Raw genomic sequence first — 24,764 nt, forward strand, 5'->3', positions numbered from 1 at the left:
CTCCCGAAGAGTGGTGGTGGATTGTCTTGCCCCACCACGATCTCGCCGCCCGACGACAACCCCCTGTCGGTGTTTCCGACCGATTTTCGGCTAGCCGAGCGAGATCATCCGGATCTCGTGCACCGGCTCGGCCGGACGGCACATGTCGATGGACCGCTCGGGCCCGGTCCACTCCGTCAACTCGATGGCCTTCATCCGATCCAGCCGGAAATTGCGCGGTTCGTCCCGTAGCCGACACCACGCCACCAGATACCAGCCGTTGGTGCCGTGCAGTAGTGCGACCGGCTCCACTTCGCGCGCGCTGAGCACGCCCGCCGCGTCCAGATATTCGATGCGCAGCACCCTCCGGGCCACCACGGCCTGCTCGACCTCGGGCGGGATCGGCATCGGTTCGATGGCCTCGGGCACTTCCATGATGCGCACCCGTAGCGCCAATTGCTGTGCCGCGTCGGCATTCTGGCGCGACATGGCGGCCAGGATCTTGCGCAGCGCACTGCGCCCGGCCGCCGCGAACGGGCCGTCCCCGGCCCGCGCCACGGCGACCCCCAGCGCCACCACCTCGGCCGCGGTGAAATTCAACGGCGGCAACGACATGCTCTTCTCGAGCGCGTACCCACCGCGCCGCCCCACATCGGCGTAGATGGGCACCCCCGACTGCTGGAGCGCGCTGATGTCCCGCTCCACCGTCCGCACGCTCACCCCGTGCCGTGCGGCCAATTCCCGTGCGGTCTTGAGTCGCGGCGACACCGCCCGCAACTCCTCGACGATCGCGTAGAGCCGATCCGTGCGGTTCACGCCCACACGGTAGCGCCACCCACCGACAAGATCAGTTCCCCGACTTCCAGGGCGGATCCTGCTGCGCCTGGTCACCCTTCTGGTTGTAGCTGTCGTACCACTGCTTCTCGGTCTCCGGATCATCCACCGGCTGATCGCTCTTGCCCGTCGGGTCCATGGTCGAGTCCCTTCTCGAAAACCTGTGGACCACACGCTAATCCGTCCTTCGTGACCGGATCATGACGAGCGGGCCCGAATCCGCGGGGAATATCCGGGCCATCCCGATCGATGGCACTGGTCATGAGCGACTACGAGATCTCGGGGCTGAGGGACCGCACCGTACTGATCACCGGCTCCACCGACGGCCTGGGCCGCTACCTGGCGACCCGGCTCGGCGCGGCCGGTGCCCGGGTGATCGTGCACGGCCGCGACCGCGAACGGGCCGCCGCGGTGGCCGCCGAGATCACCGCGGCGGGCGGCCCGCAACCGTGGGTGATCACCGCGGACCTGTCCCGGCTCGCCGAGGTGGATCGCCTGGCCGACGAGGTCGCCGCCCGCACCCCGCGCCTGGACGTCCTGGTCAACAATGCCGGAATCGGCTTCGGCCACCCCGGCGCGCCCCGCGAGCTGACCGCCGACGGTATCGAATTGCGCTGGGCCGTCAACTATCTCGCCGCCGACCGGCTCAGCCGCCGCCTGCTGCCGCTGCTCACCGCGGCCGCCCCGGCCCGCATCGTGAACGTGGCCTCGCTGGGACAGCTGGAGCTCGATTTCGACGACCTCGCGCTCGATCGCGGCTACGACGGTGTCACCGCGTATCGCCGCAGCAAACTCGCCATGATCATGTCCACCATCGACCTGGCGGCCGAGCTGTCGGGCACCGGCGTCACGGTGAACGCGCTGCACCCCGCGACCTTCATGGCCACCACCATGGTCACCGAATCCGGCGTGGCCCCGGTGAGCACGGTCGCCGAGGGCGGCGAGGCCACCCTGCGCCTGATCGCCGACCCCGCACTGTCGGGCACCTCCGGTGCGTTCTTCAACGGCCACAGCCTGTCCCGGCCACTCCCTCAAGCCCAGGACCCGCAAGCCCGCCGACGACTGCGCGAAGCGACCGACGCCACCCTCGCCGCCGCCCTGGGCTGAGCTGCGCCGAGACAGCGAACCCCGGTCCGATCATCGGATCGAACCGGGGTTCCGGGTGTAAGTGCTACTGCCTCAGGCGGTTTCACCCGCGGCGGCTTCGGCCCGGCGGCGGACGCGGCGGGCGGCCGCGACCAGGTTGCGCAGGGACGGGTCGAGCTGCCAGTGGTGGCGGGTCTTGAGGCCGCCGTCCGGGTTGGCCCACAGGCGTTCCGGGGTCACGGCTTCGGCCGCGGCGGTGAGGAGTTCGTCCAGCTCGTCGATGTCCGGGATACGGGCGGAACGGGATTCGTAGACGCCCGGGCCGACGCCGTGGGTGAGGCCGCGGCCCTCGGCGCAGTCTTCCTTCAGCGCTTCCAGCACCCACTCGATGGAGCGGGTGGCGACGATGGCGGTGACGTCGGCGTCGAGTTCCTCGATGGCCGCCACCACGTCACCGCGGCTGGAATAGCCGATGTGCGTGTGGATCTGGGTCTCCGGCTTGACGCCGGAGGTGGCCAGCTTGAACGCGCCGACGGCCCAGCGCAGGTATTCGGCCTGGCCCTTCTTGCGCAGCGGCAGCAGTTCGCGGATGGAGGGCTCGTCCACCTGGATGATGGCGATGCCCGCCTTCTCCAGGTCCACGACCTCGTCGCGAATGGCCAGCGCCACCTGGTCGGCGGTCTCGTAGAGCGGCTGGTCCTGGCGCACGAAGGAGCGGGCCAGCATGGTGACCGGCCCGGTGACCATGCCCTTGACCGGCTTGTCGGTGAGCGACTGCGCGTACGCGGTCCACGACACCGACATGGCCTCGGGGCGAGCCACATCGCCGTACACGATCGGCGGTCGCACACACCGGGATCCGTACACCTGCACCCAGCCGAAGTGGGTGGTGGCGAAGCCGTCCAGCTGTTCGGCGAAGAACTGGATCATGTCGTTGCGCTCGTGCTCGCCGTGCACCAGCACGTCGAGGCCGATGTCCTCCTGCAGCCGGATGCTGGATTCGATCTCGGCTTCGATGCGCTTGCGGTAGTCGTCGAACGACACCCGACCCTGGCCGAGGTCGTGGCGCGCCTGCCGGGCGCCCGCGGTCTGCGGGAAGGAGCCCAGCGTGGTGGCGGGCACCAGCGGCAGCCGCAACTTGGCCTGCTGCGCCAGCTTTCGCTTCTCGTAGGGTTCGCGCACCCGCATCTGCGGGGTGACGGCGTAGACGCGCTGCCGCACCGCGTGCTTCTGCTTGAAGTGCACCGAGGTGGGCCGCTTGCGCCACTTCTCCGAGGGACCCTCGGTGAGCGCCTTGGCCAGCGAAACCACTTCCAGGACCTTCTGTTTGGCGAAGGCGAGGCGGTCGGCCACGGGTCCCTCGACCTCGTATTCGACGAGCACGTCGTAGGGCACGTGCAGCAGCGTGGACCCGGTCGACACCACCATGTCGGGGCAGACCTGGGCCAGCTTGTGCAGGTATTCCAGCGTCACGTACCGGTCGGCGCGCCACACATTGGTGCCGCTGATGACGCCCGCGTAGAGGCGCTTGCGCCGGATGCCGGGGATCTTGGCCAGTTCCTCGGGCACCACGCGGTGGCTGGACAGGTCCAGGCCGATCGCCTCCACCGCGGTGCGACACAGGATTTCGATGGCCGGACCGAAGTCGCCGTACTGTCCGGTGACCAGCATGCGCGGGCGCAGCGGGGCCTTGGACAGCTGCTGGTAGGTCTTCTCGAACAGCTCCATGGTGGACGGCGAGCGGTCGCTGGTGAAACACGGCTCGTCGAACTGCACGCAGGTAGCGCCGCGCTTGGCGAGGATCTCGAGCAGTTCCTCGTACACCGGTAGCAGCTTGTCGAGCAGCACCAGTTTGTCGAATTCGGTTTCGCCGGGGACGTGTCCGGTCTTGGACAGCAGCAGCAGCGACAGCGGGCCGAGGATCACCGGTCGCAGTTCGATGCCGACGGCCTTGGCGCGGTCGAATTCGTCCAGCAGGGCCTCGGGGTGCAGCGAGAACTCGGTGTCGGTCGCGAGTTCGGGCTGGCGGTAGTGGTACGGCGTGTTCAGCAGCTTGACCAGCTCGAGCGGCGGCAGATCCGGCCGGCCGCGAGCCATCAGGAAGTAGAAGTCCAACGGGTCCAAGCCTTCTCGATAGGGCTCGAACCGCTTGGGGACCGCGCCGAACAGCAGCGCATTGTCGAGAATGTGGTCGTAGAAGGAGAAGGTGTTGCCGGGGACCTGCGTCAACCCGGTGGCGGCCAGCTCGCGGAACTGACTCTCCTGAATGTCGCGCCCGACCGCGACCAGCTCGTCACGCGAGAGCGTGCCGTGCCAGTAGGACTCCAAAGCACGCTTGAGTTGCCGGTGCTCCCCGATGCGCGGGTAACCCAGGATGCTGGATCCGAACCCGTCGGTGACGTTGACCATCTGAACGGACACTCCTTCCGAGCTGCCGGTCCCGAACGACCTGAATGCAGCTTATGCCCGGTTGTGGTGGACGCCGCCACATGCCCGGCGACGCGCACCCATTTGAAAAAGACGCTGTGCACTAAGGGTGAAAAAGCACGATGCGCCCACGCGACCACCCGCGTGAGCGCATCGAAACGCCATGAAAAGGCTCAGATCACGCGCGGTTGTACTGGTAGAAGCCCGCACCGGCCTTCTTGCCCAGCAGCCCGGCCTCGACCATGCGCGACAGCAGCGGCGGCGCGCTGTACAGCGGCTCCTTGAACTCGTCGTACATGGAGTCGGCGATGGACTTCACGGTGTCGAGGCCGACCAGGTCGGTCAGCGCCAGCGGGCCCATCGGGTGGGCACAGCCCAGCACCATGGCCTTGTCGACGTCTTCCTTGGTGGCGAAACCGGATTCGACCATCCGGATGGCCGAGAGCAGGTACGGCACCAGCAGCGCGTTGACCACGAAGCCGGAGCGGTCGGCGGAACGCACGACCTGCTTGCCGAGGACGTCGGCGGCGAACTGCTCGGCGCGCTTGGTGACGGTCTCGGTGGTCTTGAGCGTGGTGACCAGCTCGACCAGCGGCAGCACCGGCACCGGGTTGAAGAAGTGCATGCCCACGACCCGCTCGGGGAGATTCGTGGCCACGGCGATCTTCATGATCGGGATGGAGGAAGTGTTGGAGGCCAGCACCGCGTTCGGGTCGGTGACGACCTTGTCGAGTTCGGCGAAGATCGCGGTCTTCACGTCCTCGTTCTCCACGACGGCCTCGACCACCAGCTGGCGGTCGGCGAAATCGCCGAGGTCGCTGGTGAAGCGCAGCCGCCAGGCGGCCTGCTCCCGCTCCCGCTCGGTGATCTTGCCACTGGAGACGCCGCGGTCCAGCGACCGCAGAATGCGGCTGCGACCGGCGGCGGCGAGCTCACGGGTCTGCTCGAAGACAAGGACATCGACGTGCGCCCGCGCGCAAACCTCTGCGATGCCCGCGCCCATCTGTCCTGCACCGATGATGCCGACACGCTGAATCTTCTCGTTGCTCACGTCCCGCTCCTGCTGTTCTGGCCGTCGTGGCTATGGGTGAAGGCGTCGTATAACTGAACGACCCTGCGCCTTCTTAAGGTCTCGAAAAACGGTGGTACGAAAAACGTTATAAGGAAATGCCCTCCCCGCCGGGGCTGTCGACGGGAAGGGCGGGGTGGACTCGCCGAGAGGGGCTTGCCATCCCTCTCGGCGAATCCTGAGGTCCCGCGGCGGCGGAAGGTGTGATGCGACTGCCGCCTTGGGTTTTTGTCCTCGGAACCTGAAGTGGCTCAGATCAATCCGAGCCGCTTCCGGTGGCTCAGTGGAACTGGCCCTCTTCGGTCGAGCCCTTCAGCGCAGCGGTGCTGGTGTTGGGGTCAACGGTGGTGGCGATGGTGTCGAAGTAGCCGGCGCCGACCTCACGCTGGTGCTTGACGGCGGTGAAGCCACGCTCGGCGGCGGCCTTGAACTCGCGCTCCTGCAGGTCGACGAAGGCGGTCATGCCCTCGCGGGCGTAGCCGTACGCCAGGTCGAACATGCCGTAGTTCAGCGAGTGGAAGCCGGCCAGGGTGATGAACTGGAACTTGAAGCCCATGGCGCCCAGCTCACGCTGGAACTTCGCGATGGTCGCGTCGTCCAGGTGCGCCTTCCAGTTGAACGAAGGCGAGCAGTTGTAGGCCAGCAGCTGGTCCGGGAACTCGCTGCGGACGGACTCGGCGAACTTGCGCGCGACCTCGAGGTCCGGCACGCCGGTCTCCATCCAGATCAGGTCGGCGTAGGGGGCGTAGGCCTTGGCACGCGCGATGCAGGGCTCGATGCCGTTCTTGGTGCCGAAGAAGCCCTCGGCGGTGCGGGTGCCGTCCAGGAACGGGCGGTCGCGCTCATCCACATCGGAGGTGATGAGGGTCGCGGCCTCGGCGTCGGTGCGGGCGATGATGACCGACGGCACGCCGGCGACGTCGGAAGCCAGACGCGCGGAGGTCAGGGTGCGGATGTGCTGCTGGGTGGGGATCAGCACCTTGCCACCGAGGTGGCCGCACTTCTTCTCCGAAGCCAGCTGGTCTTCCCAGTGCACGCCCGCGGCGCCGGCCACGATCATGGCCTTCTGCAGCTCGTAGGCGTTCAGGGCGCCACCGAAACCGGCCTCGGCGTCGGCGACGATCGGGGCCAGCCAGTTGGCGACCGAGGTGTCACCCTCGACCTTGGCGATCTCGTCGGCGCGCAGCAGCGCGTTGTTGATGCGACGGACCACGGCCGGAACCGAGTTGGCCGGGTACAGCGACTGGTCCGGGTAGGTGTGGCCGGACAGGTTCGCGTCACCGGCGACCTGCCAACCGGACAGGTAGATGGCCTTCAGGCCGGCACGGACCTGCTGCACGGCCTGGTTGCCGGTGAGGGCGCCCAGGGAGTTGATGTAGTCCTCGTTGTTGACGAGATCCCAGAGGATCTCGGCGCCACGACGAGCGAGGGTCGCCTCCTCGACGACGGTGCCCTGCAGCTTGACGACCTGATCGGCCGTGTAGTTGCGGGTGACGCCCTTCCAGCGGGGGTTGGTGTCCCAATCCTGCTGGAGTTCCGCAGCGGTCTTCGGGGTGCCGACGTTCGACATCTCTGACTCCACTTCTTCGTTCGGTCTCGGTAGCCCCGCCGGGCGGACTGTCGCGACGTTTCCGTCTTCGCTGTCCGACCACTGCTGGAGCGGGTATTTGCAGACTTGCTAGGCCCGCGAGGTGTACTTCCACACGATGGCACAGGACAAAAGTCCCGTCTACCTGTTGTAAGTGTGAATCCACGCTAGCTTTCACGAGCATTTTGCTAATGCTGCAAAATTTGCTTGCGAATAGCAGCGGCGGAATCTACTTGCCAGTAGCGCTGACATGCGGTTTTGCATAACGCCCGTACTGTTTGCGTGACGGGGGCCACCGGTGCGTGACGCGCCGACGGCCGTCCAGATGTGAGCACCTTCACAGTTCATTCTGATCTTGGTCCTTGTGAGGCGGGCCACCGGGGTCCGAAATCCAAACCATTCGGTCGACTGAAAGTCGAAAAACTAGCGTCGCTAGACAATCTAGCCCAGCCCTGCTATCGTTGGTGCAGTTCCTAGCGCCGCTAGATTTCAGTCGAAAGAGGCAGACCAATGCTCATCCTGACCGGCCAGATCCTCGCCGCACTCGCCGTTCTCGCCAATGCCGTCGTCTACGGCACCGACTGGTCCGTCGCCCTCATCACCCGGTCGGTCTACCGCCACCTCGACGACGCGACCGTCACCATGAGCGCCGGATGGGGCCACTACTACGGGGACAAGCGGATGCCGATCTTCGGAGCGGGCGGCGTCATCACCGCGGTCGCGGCCCTGGGCCTCGCCATCGCCGCCGGATCGACCGGCGCGGCCGTCGCCGCCGGTATCGCGCTCGCCGCCCTGCTCACCTGGCTGGCCTGCTACGTGCTGATCGCCAAGCCGATCAATACCGCCCAGACCGCCGCCGCCCAGTCCGGCGTCATCCCCGACAACGCTCGGGCGCTGCAGAACAAGTGGGACAGCATCCTCAATGCGCGGGTCGCCCTGCAGACGATCGCACTGTCCGGTCTGCTCGCCGCCCTCGTCCTGTTCTGACCTCGCCGATGGGCACCCCTCCGGCCCATCGGCGCGGCCACCCGGCCGACGACTACCGGACCGCTTCCCGGGCACGGGAATTCAGCGGTCCGGTTTCGTCGCCGGAGTATTCGATCGCGCGCAATGCCAGCAGGCACATCGCATCGGAGAGATCCATGTCGAGTTCCTCGGCATGCAAGCGCGCGACCAAGAGATCCGATTCCGAGTTCTCGCAGACGGATTCGCACAGCAGCAGCTCCGCGAGCCGCACCCCGACCAGGGCTTGTTCCCTGGTCAAACGCCTCTTCGTGGGAAGATAGGACAGCATCCATCGGCCCCGGTCCGGCTCCGGCACATCGATCCGGAAGGCGACCTCCGACACGAGGTCACTGGTGATCAGCCACTCCGAGACCACCTGAATTGCCATGCGCGAACTCCCTTCTGCGCCGTCGACCGTCGCAGTCGGTCGACCCACTTAAAGAGTGCAGAAAAAAGAACGCGAACTCCCGAAGTCTCGACGGAGAACTTCCGCAATACCGCCATGGTGCTTGACCTGGTGAAAAGGTCGCTGATACCAAGGAATATGCAATAACCGGGGGCGGATTTCTCGGCGGTGTCGCCGTCATCTCGGCGGGCCGGGCGCGGGCGGGGGCCGATCGGAGGCAGGGTGAGTACTCGTCATCCTACGACCAAGGGTCCGCATCCGACGACCAAGGCGGAGCGCCGACGCCTGCGAGATCTGTTGGCGGACACCGGATTGACCGACGAGCAGTTGCTCCCGCTGCTGGTGTGCGAACTGCGGCAGCGCGGGCTGCGGCCGCGCACGGCGTGGCGGTACGCGGCGGGGCTGGCGCGGACCAATGGCCGCCGGGAGATCGCCGAGCTCACCCTCGAGGATGTGGCGACCGAGTTCAACGAGCGGCGCGCCACCCGCAGAACCGTTCAGGCCAACCAGATTTCGTATCTGGAGCGATGGCCGACGGTGCCCAGCGGTCCGCGGCTCACCCTCGAAGTGCTGGAAACCCTGGCCGATATCTACGGCACCACCTGGGATCAGCTGGTCGACACCGAGGATCTGGCGACGCTGGGTCCCGACGAGGTGACGCGTTTCCGCGATGCGGTCGCCCGGCGCAGCACCCTGCGCTCGGGGACCCCGGCCGCGGATCTGCCGCCGCGCGAACCGAATTTCATCGGGCGGAAGGCCGCAGTGAAGGAACTGGGCGGTCGCATCGTGGCGCATCGGCGCGCCCGCAGCGAGCCGTCGGTGCATGTGATCCACGGTCATCCGGGAGTCGGCAAGACCGCTTTGGCGCGTTTCGCGGAAGCGTTGTTCGCGCCACGCTATCCGGACGGCCGGATCTGGGTGGATCTGCACGGCTACACGCCAGGCCGGGAGCCGCGCGAGTCCGCCGACGTGCTCGAACAGCTGCTGCTCGAGATCGGGATGCCGCGCGAGTTGATCGCCGCGGAACGCGGCCGTCGCGCCGAGCAGTGGCGCACGGCCATGGATCGCAAACAGATGTATCTCACCTTCGACAACGCGCCCGACAGCGAGCATGTGCGAGATCTGTTGCCGCAGACGCCCGGAACGCTGGTGGTGATCACCAGTCGCACCCGGTTGACCGGGTTGGCCGGGGCCGACCCGCTGCATCTGGCGGCCATGACCGAGGTGGAGGCCGAGCAGCTGCTGGTGCGGCTGGCGGGGCTGCCGCCCGGCTACGACCGCGCGGCCGCGCAGCAGATCGTGCGGACCGCGGCGGGATTGCCGCTGGCCATCAAGCTGATCGCCGGTCATATCGCGTATCACGGGGAGGGCATGCTGGCCGAGTGCGCCGCCGACTTCACCGAGTTGACCGAGCGCAACAAGGAGCTGTCCGAACGCAACAAGGAGCCGGCGGCCGACGAGGGCTCATCCGCCCGGTCGGACGATTCGCCCGCCCGCTACATCCTCGACCGCTTCCGGGCCGAGAAGGAGTCGGTGCGAACGGCTTTCGAGATGTCCTATCGCCGCCTCGGCGACCCCGATCTGCAGCGGCTGGTCCGGCTGCTGGGCTGGCTGCCCGGCAACGAGGTCACCGCCGAGACGCTGGGCGCGATGGCCGCCATCTCACTCGACGAGGCGAAGACGCTGATCAATCGCCTCTCGGAGGCGGGCCTGCTGGATGCGATCGTCGGCAGCCATCAGCAGTCGCGCTATCGCATGCACGATCTGAATCGGCTGTGGGCGCAGGTACAGGCGGACCTGGAGAACCAGCCCGACGATCGGCGCGCGGCGGTCGACCGCATCATCGGCCACGGCCTCATGGTGGCCCGCCAGGCCGCCACCGTGCGCCCCTTCGACGCCGCGGGCAGCCCCTACCGCGCCACCAGTTCCCTCGACGCCGCCACCCACGCCCGCGACTGGCTCAACCGCGAGCGGGAACTCCTGCTCGGCTGCCTCCCCCTGGCCGGAATCCATTCCGACACCGCGGAATTGGCCCGCCTGCTGGCCTGCCACCTGTGCAGCCTGGGCCACTGGTCCGAGGCCGACCGCCTCTACGACCGCGCCCTGCGCATCGCCCACCGCCTCGACGACCGCGTCGGCCTGGCCTGGGCCCTGCTCGGCCGCGGCCGCATCCAGCGCCTCCGCGGCCACCACGACAAGGCCGCCGCCACCTTCGACGCCGCCTACCGCATCGCCCTCGAGCTCTCCGACCGCCGCATCCAGGTGGAACTCCTCTGCGAACGCGGCCAATCCGAATGGATGACCGGCGAATACCGCTGGGCCCGTACCCATTTCCAGGAGGCCCTGCAGATCTCCCGCGAAATCGGCTACCGGCAAACGGAATGCGACGCCCTGGAAGGTCTCAGCCGAGCCGAGCGGATGTCCAGCCGCTATCGCGAGGCGGTGCGGCACTCGCAGGAGGCACAGGCGATCGCCTCCGAACTGACCGATCTGGAGCGACTCGGCACCGCCCAGTGGGGTTATGCCGAGGTGGTCCGGCTCTGGGGTCGCTTCGACATGGCGCGCCCGCTCTACCTGATGGTGCAGCGGATCGCCCGCAGCATCGAGCACCGCAAGCTCGAGGGCGACGCGCTGCTCGGTCTCGGCCATGTCGAGCGCATGGCGGGCAATCCGGAGGTGGCGCACAAGCGCTATGACGCGGCGCTGGAGATAGCTCGCCGCATCGGCGACCGCTACAGCGCGGAATGGTCGCTGTGGGGCCTGGGCAATCTGGCCCGGGCCGAAGGCGATCACGAGCACGCCCGCGACTGCTTCACCGAGGCCTACGAGATCGCCACCCTGATCGACGACCCGCTCGGCCAGATCGACACCCTGCGCGGGCTCGGCCACAGCTACCGGCCCGGCGCGCACAGTCCGGAAGCACCCGAATACCTCAGGGCACGAGAGCATTACGAGGAGTCGCTGAGTGTCGCGCGCGATATCGACGACCAATTGGGTCAGGCCGACGGTCTGCGCGCGCTGGGCAAGCTCGCGGCCCAGATCGGCGACCTGCGCACCGCGGGCGATCTGCTCGCCCGGGCGGTCAAGCTGTACGAGAACATCGAATCGCCCCGCGCCGAGATCCTGCGCGCGGAGTGTGCCGAGCTGGGCTGCTGACCGGCCACCGAGCAACCTGCAGGTCGCTTGATCAGCGAACAGCGGCGTTCGGGACTACCCTGCTCGCGTGAGCCCCGAACGCTGCGATGGAATCGTGCTCGCGGCCGGTGCCGGTCGGCGGTATGGCATGCCGAAAGTGCTGGCCGAGGACGGTCGGTGGCTGCGTGGGGCCGTGGCGGCGCTGCGGGACGGCGGGTGTGCGCGCATCATCGTGGTGCTGGGCGCCACCGGGCCCGCGTACCGCACCGCGGACGGCGGCTGGCTGGTCTCGCAAACCTCGGGCATCGCGATTCCCGAAGGGGCACAGCCGGTTTGGGCGGCCGACTGGGACATCGGCGTGAGCGCGTCGATGCGCGCCGGATTGGCCGCGGCCGCCGCGACGGGGCTCGGCCTTGCCGAGTCCGAGCAGGATCAGGCGGTGGCGGGGCCGAATCTTGCCGGGGCCGAACCGAATCAGGGCGGCGAGCTCGGCTCAATGGTGAGCGGCGGGCTCGTGGGAGGCGTGATTTCGAACGGTGCCGAGACGGCGACCGGCATTGCCGTGGCGGCGGAAAACCCGCAGCGACGTGGGGATCAAATATCTGCTGCGCGGACTTCGAAGACAGGGAATACCTCGGCGCGGAATACCCACTCGCGGAATTCTGCGACGGGAACTTCCGGGGCGGGTCGGCCCGGACCGGCCGAATTCGTGGCGATCATGCCGGTGGATACGCCGGATGTCGGGGCGGATGTGGTGGGGCGCTTGATCGCGGCGGCGCGGGCGAGTGAGAGTGGTTTGGCGCGGGCGGTTTTCGGTGGGGCGCCGGGGCATCCGGTGGTGTTGGGGCGGGGGCACTGGGCGGGGGTATGTGCCAGCGCGGAGGGAAATTCGGGGGCGGGCACTTATTTACGGCAACGAGCGGATATGGTGTGCGTCACGTGCGATGACCTCGCAACGGGGATCGATCGGGATTATCCGGCGGGACGCGCACTGTGATCGGGAGCATGTGATGCGGGAAATCGTCGAGGACCTTCTGCGGGTGTGGCACAGCGGGCGAACCGGTGGGCTGGCCACTCTCGTTCGCACCCAGGGTGGTACGCCGGTGCCGGTGGGTTCGGCCATGGTGGTGGACGCCGACGGGCGGGCCTTCGGATCGATCTCGGCGGGCTGCGCGGAGGCCGCCGCCTACGAGGCCGCGGTGGAGTCCGCGCGGTCCGGACGGCGTGGGCTGCAACGCTTCGGGCCGGGCAGCGGGCTGGACGCGCAGATGGACTGCGTCGGCACCCTGGACGTCTTCACCGAACCGTTCTCGCGCCGGCATTTCCCCGAATTCCCCGACGTGGCAGCCGATATCGCGGCGCAACGGCAGGTCACCGTGTTCACGGTGGTGTGGCATTCGGACCCGGATGTGATCGGCCAGCATCTGATCACCGACCGCAAGCACGGCACCGAACTGGTGTCGCTGCCGGATTCGGATGTGTTCGTGTCCTCGTTCGCGCGGCCGCCGCATCTGATCCTGGTGGGCGCCAACGTGTTCGCGAGCGCGCTCGCCACCCAGGCGAAGCTGCTCGGCTACCGGATCACCATCGTCGACGCCCGGCCGACCTTCGCGAACGCCGCGGCGTATCCGGGCTGCGAGGTGGTGGTCGACTGGCCGCACCGCTACCTGAACACGCTGGCCGCCAAGGGCGAGATCGATGCCAGCACCGCCATGGTGGTGCTCTCGCACGACCCGAAGTTCGAAATCCCGCTGCTCACCGTCGCTTTACGACTACCCGAGCTGGGCTACCTGGCCGCCCTGGGTACCCCGGCTTCACACGCGCATCGTTCCGAGGCCCTGCAGGCGGGTGGCTTTTCCGACGACGTCCTGGCCCGCCTGCACTCCCCCGCCGGTCTGGATGTGGGCGCACGCACCCCGGCCGAGACCGCCGTCGCGATCGCCGCCGAACTGCTGGCGGTCCGCAACGGGACCTCGGCCGAACCCCTGTCCGCCACCCCGGGGAGCGGCAAGCGGCACGTGCAACTGGTGCGCTGAACCGCTCGCCGATCCGAAAACCCCGCTACGACTTCAGTTCCGGGTGCTCGGCGAACATCTCCTTGAGCACCGACAGGTCGAACAGCTGGCTCGCCTTGATATCGATCTTGGCCTTGCCGAGCGCGGTGATGTTCTGCGCGATCAGGTCGTCGGTCATGGAGAACAGCCCGTTGACCTTGGAGTCGGCGGAGACGACCAGCCCGTTCTGGGCCGCGGCCTCCATGGTCTGCTCCTTCAACTCCAGCCGCTGATCCTTGCCGTACACCTCGACGGCCAGCCGCGCCGACTCCTCGGAGCTCGCCACGGCGTCCTTCCAGCCCTTGACCTCGGCCATCAGGAACGCCTTGAGCTTGTCGCGCTCGGAATCGATGGTCTTCTGGCTCACCGTCAGCGTCTCCGCCACCAGCGGCAGCCCGTAGTCGGCGAACAGGAAGTTCACGTTCTGAAAGCCCTTGGAGGCCAGCGTGATCGGCTCGTTGGTGGCATAGCTGACCCAGCCGTCCACCTCACCGTTGGCCAGCGGCGTCGGATCGAATTGCGCGGGCACGATGGTGACATCGTTCGGCGTCATGCCGTTGGCCGTCAGCAGCGCGTTGAAGATGAGCTGATTGGTGTCCTGCACACCGATCTTGCGCCCCTTCATGTCCTGCGGTGTCTTGATCGGCTTGGCCGCCGAGCTCACGATGCAGAACGGATTCTTCTGATACGTGGTGCCGACGATCTTGGCGGCCAGCCCCTCCAGGATCGCGGGCGCGGTGGTCTGCGGCGCGGACATGCCGATCCAGATCTTGCCGGTGCCCAAGCCTGCCTCGACCGAGGTGCTGGCCGCGCCGCCCGCGATCAGATTCACCGAACCGAATCCGGCGTCCTTGTAATAGCCCTTGGAATCGGCGAAGTACTCGCCCGCGAATTCGATGTTCTTCAACCAGGACAGCTGCACCGCGACGGTCCCGTATTTGGAGCCGTCGGCCGAACTGCCATTGCCGCCGCCGGAGGAACTGCTGCCGCAGGCGGCGAGCACCCCGGCACCGCCCACCGCCGCACCGGCCAGTCCGGCGTAGCGGAGGAAGGAGCGACGCCCCAGCGACGACGGGGACAACTGCGAGACCGAATCCGGCCGGAACAAACCACTCATCCGGAGAATGTAGGCCGTTTCGATTTCCGATATTTTGCTTTTCCGCAGGTATTTGTGTGCGGCACGTTAACTCGTGATCTCAGTCGCGGCCCTGCTCGGGCGCGAAACGCGCGAGCACCAGGTTTTCGGCCACGCCGACCACCGCGTACGCGAACACCGACACCACCGTCACCAGCGCGATCGATGCCCAGAGCCGGTTGTATTGGAAGGTGGGGATCGCACGGATCAGTCCGGCGCCCAAACCTGTTCCGCTGCCCAGCCATTCGCCGAGCAAGGCACCGATCAGCGCGCCCGGCACCGAGACACGCGCGGCGGCGAACACCGACGGCAGCGCGGCGGGGATGGCCACCATGCGCATGGCCGTCCAATTCGAACCGCCGTACGCCACAACCAGTTCCGTGGCTTGCCGGGGCGCGGACCGCAATCCGGTCATGATCATGACCAGGGCCGGGAAGAACACCACGATGGCCGCCATCACGGTGACCCCCAGCAGCCCGCGCCCGAACACCAGCACGATGATCGGGGTGATCGCCACCAGCGGCACCGACCGCAGCAGCATGGCCACCGGCATGAACGCCTGCGCCACCGCCGGGATGCCGATGAACAGCGCGGCCACCACCAGCGCCGCGCCCAGCCCGGAGCCGAAGCCGATCAGCGCGTCTTTCAAGGTGATTCGCATTTCGTCGAATATCACCCGGCGTGCGGTGTCCGAGGTCGGGCCGGTCACCAGGTACTTCCACACGTCGCCGGGACTCTTGCCGACCAGGCCGACCTGCGGGTACAGCTTCAGAAAGCCATACCAGAGCGCCACCAGCAGAATCAGCGAAACCACCAGCGGCAGCAGGAATCTGCCGATCGGACGCAGCACATTCAAGGTCTTCATCACGCCTCCGCTCGCGTCCAGGGCACCGCCACCCGCGCCACCAGCGCGACCAGGGCGTAGCCCAGGCCCGCCAGGGCGGCCGCGGCCAGCGCCATGCCCCAGGTGCGCGGCACGTTGTAGGCGGTCTGCGCGGCCGTCAGGGCCACGCCGATCCCGCTGTCCACGCCGCCCAGATACTCACCGATGATCGCGCCCAGCACCGCCGACGGCGCGGCGATCTTCAAGGCGGCCAAGGTATTCGGCAGCGCCGCGATCACCTGCACCCGCCACAGCCGCTGCCAGCGCCCGCCACCGTAGGCGCGCACCAGATCCAGGCTGGTGCGATCCGCGGACCGCAGCCCGGCCACGGTGGCGACCATCGTGGTGAAGAAGCAGTACATGGCGGCCAGGAACACCGTCGGGGTGCGCCCGCCGAACACCACCAGGATGATCGGGCCCAGCGCCAGCAGCGGCGTGCAGTAGCTGAGGATGGCCAGCTGGGTGACCAGCATTTCGATCGGGGGGATCAGGATGACCAGCAGCGCCAGCACGATCGCCAGCGCATTGCCCCACACGAAACCCTGCAGCGCGCCCCACGCCGTGACCCGGAAGTTCGGGCCGTAGAGCGCCCAGCCGTCGGAGTACATGGTGTGCACGACATTCCACGGGCTCGGCACGGTGCCGCCCGCGACCCGCAGTTCGGCCAGCACGGTCCAGCCGAGCAGCAGCACCAGGATGCCCGCCAGCCCGCCCAGTCGCGAGATCCGCAATCGTTCTCGTAGCTCGCTCATTCCGAGGCCACCCCGCCCTGCCCGCTGCGCCCGAACAGCAGTTCCTGCAGATAGTCGTGCAGCTTGTGGAACTCCGGGGTCCGCATCATCTCCGGGGTGCGCGGGCGTGGCAGATCGATGTTCACGACCTCCACCACCCGGCCCGGGCGCGGGCTCATCACGGCCACCACGTCGGAGAGGAACACCGCTTCGGCGATGCCGTGCGTGACCATCAGTGTGGTGGCGGGCTTTTCGGTCCAGATGCGCAGCAGTTCCAGGTTGAGGCGCTGCCGAGTCATATCGTCGAGCGCACCGAACGGCTCGTCCAGCAGCAGCACCGTCGGCTTCACCACCAGGGCGCGGGCGATCGAAACCCGTTGCCGCATACCGCCGGACAGCTGCGCGGGTTTGGCCTTCTCGAACCCGTCCAGGCCGACCAGGCGGATCAGATCGGCGACCAGCTCCTTGTCCGCGGGCAGTCCCGCGACCTGCAGCGGCAGTTTGATATTGGATTCCACACTGCGCCAGGGCAACAGCGCCGAATCCTGGAAGGCGATCCCGAACTCGTGGCGGCGACGCAACTCCGCCGGGGTCTCGCCATTGATCATCGCGGTGCCCGCGGACGGCGAATCCAGATCCGCGAGGATCCGCAGAATCGTCGACTTACCGCAGCCCGACGGCCCCAGCAACGACAGGAAAGCCCCTTGCGCGGTATGCAGATCCACCGCGTCCAGCGCCTGCACCACTCGCCGCCCGGAGCGGAACGTCTTGCTCAACCCGCTGATATGAATGCCGGTACCCGCGGCGACTTCCTCCGAACTCATAGCGCCAACGGTAAGTGGCCGGAATTGCACGCAGATTGCAAATGGACAGATGAAATGACGGACTTGTTACCACCACGTTGAGGGCTCGAACCAGTCACGTGCCTCGCGGCGGAACAGCAACACGATCACCGCCAGCGACACCAGCGGACCCAGCGGGCCCGGTGGCCGCCCCTCGGTGATCGACGGGACCGTCCACAGCATGTTCATGGCGGCCACCAGGATCGCCCCGATCCGCACCAGCTGCCCCTCGGAGTTGAAGGTCAGCGCCACGAGTCCGAGCAGGAACGCCGGAATGAACGGCACCGCCGTCGGAATCGCCGATCGCGCCCCGAGCAACCAGCCCTGCGACGCCACACAGATCACACCCAGCCCGGCCATCCCGAGCGCGAGCAATTGAGCCGCGCGCACCACCCGCGGCATCCGGTACCTGTCCACACCCGCCCCCCGACCAGGCTGAGTATCTAGGTCCGACACTCCCCCAACCTAACCCCGTACAACCCCCCGAACCGCGCCACCACGCCGGTTCACAGCGACTCCACACCTGCCGGAATCACGGCCGCGCACCCACCGATTCGAGTTCCCGGACCTGCACCGTGGGCAGCAATCTTTCGCGCAGCACCCGGTCGATCTCGCCCGCGACCGGAATGACCACGGCGGCAGCCGAAGTGGCGACCGCATCGGCCAGCAGCACCGGCCAATCCGGCACCCCACCGGCGGCCAGGGCGGCGATCAGCGCCGCCACCGCGGCATCACCCGCCCCGGTCGGATTGCCCGCCAGCGGTTTCGGCAGGGCCGCCGTCCAGGCCCGGGTAGGGGTGACCGCGACCATGCCCGCGCCGCCCCGGGTCACCACCACCGCCGCCACCCCGTCGGCGATCAGGGGCTCCACGGCCGCCAGGATCTCGGCAATCGTGCCCGCCGGGCGGCCGGTGAGACGTTCCAGCTCATCGGTATTGGGGGTGAGCACCACGCCGGGCACCCGGGCCGCCAATTCCAGCGCCTGACCGTCGAAATCGCAGATGGTGGGGACACCGGCGGCCAGCGCGGTGCGGGCCAGTTCGGCGGGCACGCCTGCGCTCACCCCGCCGGGCAGCGAGCCGGCGATCACCAGGCCGCTCATGTCTGAGAGAAAGCCGTTGACTCGCACCCGGAGTTGATCGACGGCGTGCGGTTCGGTGACCCGCGGCCCGGGCTCCCACAGCGCGGTGGCGGTGCCGTCGTCGGATTCGCTGATCACCACCGTGCGCCGCACCCACGGCAGCGCGTGCACGAAATCCACCGGCATCTCGAGCTCGGCGGCGGCCGCGAAGGAATGATCGGAGAATCCGGTGGCGCGCGCGTACTTGCCGAGTTGATTGAGCACCCGGGTCACATTGATGCCGCGCCCGCCCAGGCGCTGATCCACCGAACGCACCCGTTGCGCTCGACCCCGCTCGAAATGTTCGACCCGGTACGTCATGTCGTAGGCGGGGTTCATCGTCACGGTGAGGATCACCCCATCATCACTGCATGTCACGGCACCGGATGCAACCCCTGCAGCGCATTGTGGCACCGAATGTCGTGCGGTCGAATGCCGTTGCCATTCGGAGATATTCGAAGGGCAGGATGTCGGCCGTGCACTCGCTTCCGCCCAAACACCTGCTGCTGCAGGCCTGCCGCGGCCTGCCCCCCGAAGATCATCCGGTGCTGCGCTGCGCCGGATTACTCGCGGACCTGCACGAGCGGCGACTCACCACGGCGAGCGGCACCGATCGGATCGACCATGATCGAGCCCGGCTGGTGCACGACATCGACTGCTGGGTGGCGGCGGAACTCCCCAAGGCGGCACGCGACGCCCACCTGCACACCGAAACCGTGGGAACCGTGGTGGACCGGCTCGCCCAGTTCTCCGCGCTGGCCTACCTGACCCTGGCCATGTCCCCGGACGACGCGGTGCACGAGGCCGCAGAGCGACTCACCGAACTGGCGATCGCTTACGAGGATCTGGCGGGTGAACTGGCGACGGGCCGACGACGGCTACCGAATCTGACCGGCACCCACGACTACGAAGCCTGAACCTGAAGCGACCGTACGGGCCGCGAAATTGACCGCGGCCGATGGTGCCCGGCGAGGGGGCAGGGCACCATCGGCCACAAGGGTGGACCATGCGCAGTCCACCGTCGGATCGAGCGGGCGGCACGATTTCACAGGAATCCGCGTGGGAGATGCGGTGGCAGTACCTGCTCCTCGTCACCTGACAACCGTCCGGTCGATGTCGACTCCTGAATCATGGAGTCCGAAGCTCGGAGCGTGCCTTGTTCCAGCTGTGAATCCTCTGTGAGGGAGGCTCGCTTTTCGGAGCTTTCAGCCCGGTAGGAGGGCTCGGATGGTGTCGATGGTGTCGGCTTCGGCGGGTTCCTTGTCGGGGCGGTAGCGAACTACGCGGGCGAAGCGGAGGGCTACGCCGCCGGGGTAGCGAGGGCTGGTTTGGACGCCGTCGAGGGCGATTTCGACGACCAGTTCGGGGTAGAGGTAGACGGTGCCGGTGTCTCGGGTGCGTTCGTGGCGGGGGAATTCGGCTGTCTGCCATTGGAGTAGGGCGTCGGTGAGGCCCTTGAAGGTTTTGCCGACCATGATCGGGTCGCCGCCTTCGGGGTCGCGGGCGCCGAGGTGCAGGTTGGACAGGTAGCCGGTGCGGCGGCCGTAGCCCCATTCCGCGCCCAGGACGATGAGGTCGAGGGTGTGGGTGGGTTTGATCTTCTGCCAGGACTTGCCGCGGCGGCCCGCCGCGTAGGGGGCGTCCAGGGACTTGATCATGATGCCCTCGTGGCCCGCGGCCAGCGCACCGTCGAAATATTCGGCGGCCGCCTCGGCGTCCGGGGCGAGCAGGGCGGGGATGACCAAGGCGGGGGCGACCGTGGTGAGGGCGGCGCGGCGGTCGCGCAGCGGGGCGTCGAGCAGGTCGACGCCGTCGAGGTGCAGGCAGTCGAAGAAGTACGGGTGCAGCAGCAGCTCCTGGGCGGTGGTCGCGCCGAAGCGGCTCATGGTCTCCTGGAACGGACGCGGGCGACCGGAGTCGTTGAGCGCCAGCGTTTCTCCGTCGAGGACCACGCTGGTGCAGTCCAATTCCCGCACCAAATCCACCAATTCGGGCACGGAGGCGGTGATGTCGCGCAGGGTGCGGGTGAAGACCCACACCTGCTCGCCGTCGCGGTGCACTTGGATACGGGCACCGTCCATCTTGACCTCGACACTGGCGGCACCGTCGAATTCGGCCAGCGCCTCGTCCAAGGTCGCTCCCGGCGAGGCCAACATCGGCTGGATCGGCCGTCCGACCTCGAGCCGGAACGCCTGTAGGGCCTCGACACCGCCGGACCGCGCGGCGACGGCGGTGACCGGCAAGCGCCCGGACAGCATGTGGGCCCGCCGAACCGCGGCGATCGGCACTTCGAAGGCCGCGGCGACCGCTTCGGCGACGATCGCGGTCAGTGCCCCCTGCCGCATCTCCCCGGTCAGCAACCGCACCAGGAAATCGCGCTCGTCCGAGGTGGCGGCCGTGAACAGCTCGCTCAGCAACTCCTGCCGCCGCGCGGTGGACCCGCTGCCACCGACCGCCGCAAGCGTCTCGAAGAACTTGTCCACCACCGTCACGGTGAGTGTCGGCACCGTAGCGGCGTCGACCTCGAGGGTGGTGAGCGTGCGCCAGCCGGTGCCGATCCGCCCCTGCGGCAGCTCCCCCGACAACCAGGCCACGACCTGCGCCAATTCCGCCGGCGCGGCCCGGCGCAGTAACTCGGCGAAGACGCCGATCTTGTTCTTGCGCGACGATGTCGCCCGCGCACTCCCCGACGCTTCGACCACCTCGGACAAGAGCATGGTCCGACGGTAACCCGCCCCACCGACAGCGGCCTGACCCGAAACTCGACAGCGGTGTGACCCAAAGCTCAGCAGCCCTGTTAATTCCCACGTTGGCAACCATGCGAATTCGCCAATAAACTCGGTCGCATGGCCAAGACTTTTGTCGGGGCGCGGCTGCGTCAGTTGCGCACCGAGCGTGGACTGAGTCAGGTGTCCCTGGCCAAGAAGCTCGAGATCTCCGCGAGCTATCTGAATCAGATCGAACACGACGTGCGCCCGCTCACCGTACCGGTCCTGCTGCGCATCAGTGAAGTCTTCGGCGTCGACGCCGGCTTCTTCTCCTCCCAGGACGACACCCGGCTCATCGCCGAACTCCAGGAGGTCGTGATGGACCAGGAGCTCGGGGTGGAGGCCGACGCCCAGGAGATCGCCGAAATGGTGTCCGCGCACCCGGGTTTGGCGCGCGCGATGGTGAACATGCATCGCCGCTATCGCAATACCACCGCGCAGCTGGCGGCGGCCACCGAGGATCGTTTCGCCGACGGCAGCGGTTCGGGCGCCATCTCCAAACCGCACGAGGAAGTGCGCGACTACTTCTATCAGCGGCAGAACTACATTCACGAACTCGATACCGCCGCCGAGGAACTCACCCATCGCATGCGTTTCCACGGCGGCGATCTCAAGCGCGAGATTCCGCGCCGCCTGGCCGACGCGCACGGCGTGCAGATTGTGGAGCGCATCGACCTCGGTGACGGGCTGCTGCACCGCTACGACACCACACAGCGCCGCCTCGAGATCGCCCCGCATCTGTCGGGCGGACAGCGGGTGTTCAAACTCGCGGCCGAACTCGCCTATCTCGAATGCGGTGACCTGATCGAAAAGCTGGTGGCCGAGGGCAATTTCTCCAGCCACGAATCGATCGTGCTGGCGAAGCTCGGCCTGGCCAACTATTTCGCCGCCGCAACGGTGTTGCCCTACACCCATTTCCACGAGGTGGCCGAGGATTTCCGCTACGACATCGAGCGCCTGTCGGCCTTCTTCACCCAGAGCTACGAGACCATCTGCCACCGCCTCTCGACGCTGCAACGCCCCAAACTACGCGGCGTCCCCTTCTCCTTCGTCCGCGTCGACCGGGCGGGCAATATGTCGAAACGCCAGTCCGCCACCGGTTTCCACTTCTCCTCGAGCGGCGGCACCTGCCCCCTCTGGAACGTCTACGAAACCTTCGCCTACCCCGCCAAGATCATGACCCAGATCGCCCAGATGCCCGACGGCCGCAAATACCTCTGGGTCGCCCGCACCGTGGAACGCCGCGCCACCCGCTACGGCGAACCCAGCAAGACCTTCGCCATCGGCCTCGGCTGCGAACTCCGCCACGCGGGCCGCACCGTCTACGCCGACGGCCTGGATCTCAACGACCCCAAGGCAACTCCGATCGGCGCGGGCTGCCGAGTCTGCGAACGCTCGAACTGCCCGCAGCGCGCCTTCCCACCGCTCGGCAAGTCTCTCGATATCAGCGAGCACCGAAGTTCCATCTCCCCCTACGTCATTCAATGACCGATACGGTGACCTATTCACCTCGGAAACACCGGCCGGAGTTCGACCGAACTCGATAGTGTGAAAATTGAAAAGGTAATTGCCACTGCCGGTCTGACCATTGCCGCGATGGCGATCGCAGGGGGTACGTCCTACGCCGCGCCGACGCCGGATCCGACCAAGGTGCAGTCGATTACACATCCGGCCCAGGATCAGAATGATGTGGGCTATGCGATTGTTCGTTCCGATTCGGATGAGACGGTCACGACAACTCTTACCGGGGGCACGTTCCAGCTCACCGACACCGCGGTGAACATTCTCGACGGAAACGGCATCGTCACTTCCACGATGCCACTCTCGGTGACCATCGACGGCACCGATCAGGTGCTCTCGCTGAACCCCAGCATCGCTGACGGCGGCGCCGCACTGGTCGCACACCCGACCGCCACCGCCGTCGCGGCGGGCACCGCCCAAACCGGCAGCGCCAACGCGGCGACCGGCGCGCTCATCGGGGGCATCTTCGGTCTCGTGGTCACCGTCATCAGCATGGGTTTCGGATTCATGGCGATACCCGCCGGGATCCTGCTCGGCGCGATGATGGGCGGGATGAGCGGCTCCGGGACGCCGAGCACCACCAGGCCGTGCTACGTCAGCCCGAACACCTACCTGGCGTACTGCTACTGACGAACACCGTCGCGCTCGGGCCTTCATAAGGCCTGAGCTGCGCGGATATCTCCCGCAACACGATCGGATCCGGTTGCGGTGAGCAGAAATTCACGCCTACGCAACAGTAGAAATCCGACCTTCACCGAGAGTCATTCCGGCGCAACACTTCCCGTTTACCGTTCCGTCTCACGAATACAGCCGTTGTATACGCGGCGGTATTCGCAAGCGGCGCAGGCGTCGCCGAACACCGTGAAGTGAAGGATCCGCCCCATGCACGACTCTCCCCGCCGGGACAGGACCACCCGCCTGACGAAGGCGATCATCATTCCGACCGCGCTGGCGCTCTCCGCCGTCATGCTCGCCGGTTGCGGTTCGCGTGACAGCGACACCGCGTCGGGCTCCAATGCCAAGTCCTGCGTGGACACCTCGAAGGACACCATCAAGATCGGTTCGCTGCACTCGCTGACCGGCACCATGGCGATCAGTGAGGTGACCGTCGCCAATGCCACCAAGCTGGCGGTGGATCAGATCAATGCCGCGGGCGGCGTCATGGGCAAGAAGCTCGAGGTGGTGCTCGAGGACGGCGCCTCGGACCCTAAGACGTTCGCGGAGAAGGCCGAGAAGCTGGTCAGCTCCGACTGTGTGGCCGCGGTGTTCGGCGGCTGGACCTCGGCGTCCCGCAAGGCCATGAAGCCGAAGTTCGAATCCCTGAATTCGCTGCTGTACTACCCGGTTCAGTACGAGGGTCTCGAGGACTCCAAGAACATCTTCTACACCGGCGCGACCACCAACCAGCAGATCATCCCGGCGCTGGACTACCTCAAGCAGAAGGGCATCACGTCCCTCTACCTGGTGGGCTCGGACTACGTCTTCCCGCAGACCGCCAATCGCGAGATCAAGGCGTACGCCAAGGCCAACGGCATCGAGATCAAGGGCGAGGACTACGCGCCGCTGGGCTCGACCGACTTCTCCACCATCGTCAACAAGGTGCGCAGCGCCAAGGCGGGCGCGGTGTTCAACACGCTCAACGGTGACTCCAATGTCGCCTTCTTCCGCGAGTACGCCAACGCGGGCCTGAAAGCCGCCGACATGCCGGTGGTTTCGGTGTCGATCGCCGAGGAAGAGGTCGGTGGCGTCGGCGTGCAGAACGTCGCGGGCCAGCTGACCGCCTGGAACTACTACCAGACCGTCGACTCCCCGGCCAACAAGGCGTTCGTCGCCGCGTACAAGGCCGCCTACGGCGCCAACAAGCCCACCTCCGACCCGATGGAGGCCGCCTACACCTCGGTCTACCTGTGGAAGGCGACCGTCGAGAAGGCGAAGTCGTTCGCGGTGGCCGACATTCAGAAGGCCGCCGACGGCGTCAGCTTCGACGCGCCGGAGGGCACCGTCACCATCGACGGCTCCAACCACCACATCACCAAGACCGCCCGCATCGGCGAGATCCACCCCGACGGCCTCATCTACACCGTCTGGGATTCCGGCAAGCCGATCCAGCCGGACCCGTACCTGAAGAACTACACCTGGGCAGCGGGCCTCAAGTAATTCGGCGGCCGCCGATGAGGGGCG

22 protein-coding genes and 1 pseudogene are annotated in these 24,764 nt (G+C 67.3%); 10 read left to right on the top strand and 13 right to left on the bottom strand.

What is annotated here, in order from left to right; translation table 11 throughout:
• Positions 1-90 precede the first annotated feature (90 nt).
• The gene (locus tag ACYVN4_RS27585) at positions 91-795 is read right to left on the bottom strand and encodes a helix-turn-helix transcriptional regulator (RefSeq protein WP_460724910.1); all 705 of its coding nucleotides are present in this window, start codon (positions 793-795) and stop codon (positions 91-93) included.
• Positions 796-826: 31 nt separating this feature from the next.
• Positions 827-952, bottom strand: coding sequence for a hypothetical protein (locus ACYVN4_RS27590; protein WP_460724911.1), 126 nt, complete (start codon positions 950-952; stop codon positions 827-829).
• A 122-nt stretch (positions 953-1,074) separates the two neighbouring features.
• Here ACYVN4_RS27590 and ACYVN4_RS27595 point away from each other — a divergent pair, with 122 nt between their 5' ends.
• A complete protein-coding gene (locus ACYVN4_RS27595) occupies positions 1,075-1,920 on the top strand; it encodes an SDR family NAD(P)-dependent oxidoreductase (protein WP_460724912.1) in 846 nt (281 codons plus the stop codon).
• 72 nt (positions 1,921-1,992) lie between these two features.
• On the opposite strand, the gene metE is transcribed toward ACYVN4_RS27595, so the two are convergent.
• The 3 genes from metE to aceA all read right to left on the bottom strand — a co-directional run bounded on the left by metE (position 1,993) and on the right by aceA (position 6,965).
• On the bottom strand, positions 1,993-4,308 hold the full coding sequence (metE, locus tag ACYVN4_RS27600) for a 5-methyltetrahydropteroyltriglutamate--homocysteine S-methyltransferase (RefSeq protein WP_460724913.1): 2,316 nt from the start codon (positions 4,306-4,308) through the stop codon (positions 1,993-1,995).
• Between the two features lie 196 nt (positions 4,309-4,504).
• Complete coding sequence (locus ACYVN4_RS27605) at positions 4,505-5,377, bottom strand: 3-hydroxybutyryl-CoA dehydrogenase (RefSeq protein ID WP_460724914.1); 873 nt, start codon at positions 5,375-5,377, stop codon at positions 4,505-4,507.
• Positions 5,378-5,675: 298 nt separating this feature from the next.
• On the bottom strand, positions 5,676-6,965 hold the full coding sequence (gene aceA, locus ACYVN4_RS27610) for an isocitrate lyase (RefSeq protein ID WP_460724915.1): 1,290 nt from the start codon (positions 6,963-6,965) through the stop codon (positions 5,676-5,678).
• Positions 6,966-7,493: 528 nt separating this feature from the next.
• On the opposite strand from aceA, the gene ACYVN4_RS27615 reads away from it, so the two are divergent.
• A complete protein-coding gene (locus tag ACYVN4_RS27615) occupies positions 7,494-7,970 on the top strand; it encodes a DUF1772 domain-containing protein (RefSeq protein ID WP_460724916.1) in 477 nt (158 codons plus the stop codon).
• 52 nt (positions 7,971-8,022) lie between these two features.
• On the opposite strand, the gene ACYVN4_RS27620 is transcribed toward ACYVN4_RS27615, so the two are convergent.
• The gene (locus ACYVN4_RS27620; RefSeq protein WP_460724917.1) at positions 8,023-8,376 is read right to left on the bottom strand and encodes a hypothetical protein; all 354 of its coding nucleotides are present in this window, start codon (positions 8,374-8,376) and stop codon (positions 8,023-8,025) included.
• A 240-nt stretch (positions 8,377-8,616) separates the two neighbouring features.
• Between ACYVN4_RS27620 and ACYVN4_RS27625 the strand changes: the two genes are divergently transcribed.
• The 4 genes and pseudogenes from ACYVN4_RS27625 to ACYVN4_RS27640 all read left to right on the top strand — a co-directional run bounded on the left by ACYVN4_RS27625 (position 8,617) and on the right by ACYVN4_RS27640 (position 13,565).
• A complete protein-coding gene (locus ACYVN4_RS27625; protein ID WP_460724918.1) occupies positions 8,617-11,550 on the top strand; it encodes a tetratricopeptide repeat protein in 2,934 nt (977 codons plus the stop codon).
• Between the two features lie 67 nt (positions 11,551-11,617).
• Positions 11,618-11,920: pseudogene (locus ACYVN4_RS27630) on the top strand (NTP transferase domain-containing protein); the annotation flags it as partial.
• A 105-nt stretch (positions 11,921-12,025) separates the two neighbouring features.
• Entirely contained in the window at positions 12,026-12,526 is a 501-nt protein-coding gene (locus tag ACYVN4_RS27635) for a nucleotidyltransferase family protein (protein ID WP_460724981.1), read from the top strand.
• 13 nt (positions 12,527-12,539) lie between these two features.
• Positions 12,540-13,565, top strand: coding sequence for an XdhC family protein (locus ACYVN4_RS27640; RefSeq protein ID WP_460724919.1), 1,026 nt, complete (start codon positions 12,540-12,542; stop codon positions 13,563-13,565).
• Positions 13,566-13,590: 25 nt separating this feature from the next.
• On the opposite strand, the gene ACYVN4_RS27645 is transcribed toward ACYVN4_RS27640, so the two are convergent.
• From ACYVN4_RS27645 to ACYVN4_RS27670, 6 genes are all read right to left on the bottom strand, one after another.
• On the bottom strand, positions 13,591-14,700 hold the full coding sequence (locus ACYVN4_RS27645; protein ID WP_460724920.1) for an ABC transporter substrate-binding protein: 1,110 nt from the start codon (positions 14,698-14,700) through the stop codon (positions 13,591-13,593).
• Positions 14,701-14,779: 79 nt separating this feature from the next.
• Positions 14,780-15,583, bottom strand: a complete 804-nt coding sequence (locus ACYVN4_RS27650; RefSeq protein WP_460724921.1) for an ABC transporter permease — start codon at positions 15,581-15,583, stop codon at positions 14,780-14,782.
• On the bottom strand, positions 15,583-16,353 hold the full coding sequence (locus ACYVN4_RS27655) for an ABC transporter permease (RefSeq protein WP_460724922.1): 771 nt from the start codon (positions 16,351-16,353) through the stop codon (positions 15,583-15,585). Before ACYVN4_RS27655 ends, ACYVN4_RS27650 begins: the two co-directional genes overlap by 1 nt.
• A complete protein-coding gene (locus ACYVN4_RS27660; protein WP_460724923.1) occupies positions 16,350-17,156 on the bottom strand; it encodes an ABC transporter ATP-binding protein in 807 nt (268 codons plus the stop codon). Before ACYVN4_RS27660 ends, ACYVN4_RS27655 begins: the two co-directional genes overlap by 4 nt.
• Positions 17,157-17,222: 66 nt before the next feature.
• On the bottom strand, positions 17,223-17,591 hold the full coding sequence (locus tag ACYVN4_RS27665; protein WP_460724924.1) for a hypothetical protein: 369 nt from the start codon (positions 17,589-17,591) through the stop codon (positions 17,223-17,225).
• 115 nt (positions 17,592-17,706) lie between these two features.
• Positions 17,707-18,672 (bottom strand): hexose kinase, encoded by a 966-nt coding sequence (locus ACYVN4_RS27670; protein ID WP_460724925.1) that lies wholly within the window; start codon positions 18,670-18,672, stop codon positions 17,707-17,709.
• Positions 18,673-18,770: 98 nt separating this feature from the next.
• Here ACYVN4_RS27670 and ACYVN4_RS27675 point away from each other — a divergent pair, with 98 nt between their 5' ends.
• Positions 18,771-19,211 (top strand): DUF4254 domain-containing protein, encoded by a 441-nt coding sequence (locus ACYVN4_RS27675; RefSeq protein ID WP_460724926.1) that lies wholly within the window; start codon positions 18,771-18,773, stop codon positions 19,209-19,211.
• Between the two features lie 288 nt (positions 19,212-19,499).
• Here the strand turns inward: ACYVN4_RS27675 and ACYVN4_RS27680 are convergent, their stop codons facing one another.
• Complete coding sequence (locus ACYVN4_RS27680; protein ID WP_460724927.1) at positions 19,500-21,011, bottom strand: ATP-dependent DNA ligase; 1,512 nt, start codon at positions 21,009-21,011, stop codon at positions 19,500-19,502.
• Between the two features lie 129 nt (positions 21,012-21,140).
• On the opposite strand from ACYVN4_RS27680, the gene ramB reads away from it, so the two are divergent.
• The 3 genes from ramB to urtA all read left to right on the top strand — a co-directional run bounded on the left by ramB (position 21,141) and on the right by urtA (position 24,740).
• Positions 21,141-22,550 (top strand): acetate metabolism transcriptional regulator RamB, encoded by a 1,410-nt coding sequence (gene ramB, locus ACYVN4_RS27685; protein WP_460724928.1) that lies wholly within the window; start codon positions 21,141-21,143, stop codon positions 22,548-22,550.
• Positions 22,551-22,658: 108 nt separating this feature from the next.
• Positions 22,659-23,213, top strand: a complete 555-nt coding sequence (locus ACYVN4_RS27690; RefSeq protein ID WP_460724929.1) for a hypothetical protein — start codon at positions 22,659-22,661, stop codon at positions 23,211-23,213.
• Between the two features lie 252 nt (positions 23,214-23,465).
• Complete coding sequence (urtA, locus tag ACYVN4_RS27695; protein ID WP_460724930.1) at positions 23,466-24,740, top strand: urea ABC transporter substrate-binding protein; 1,275 nt, start codon at positions 23,466-23,468, stop codon at positions 24,738-24,740.
• Positions 24,741-24,764: the final 24 nt, after the last annotated feature.

The sequence above is a fragment of the Nocardia heshunensis genome, assembly GCF_054782115.1.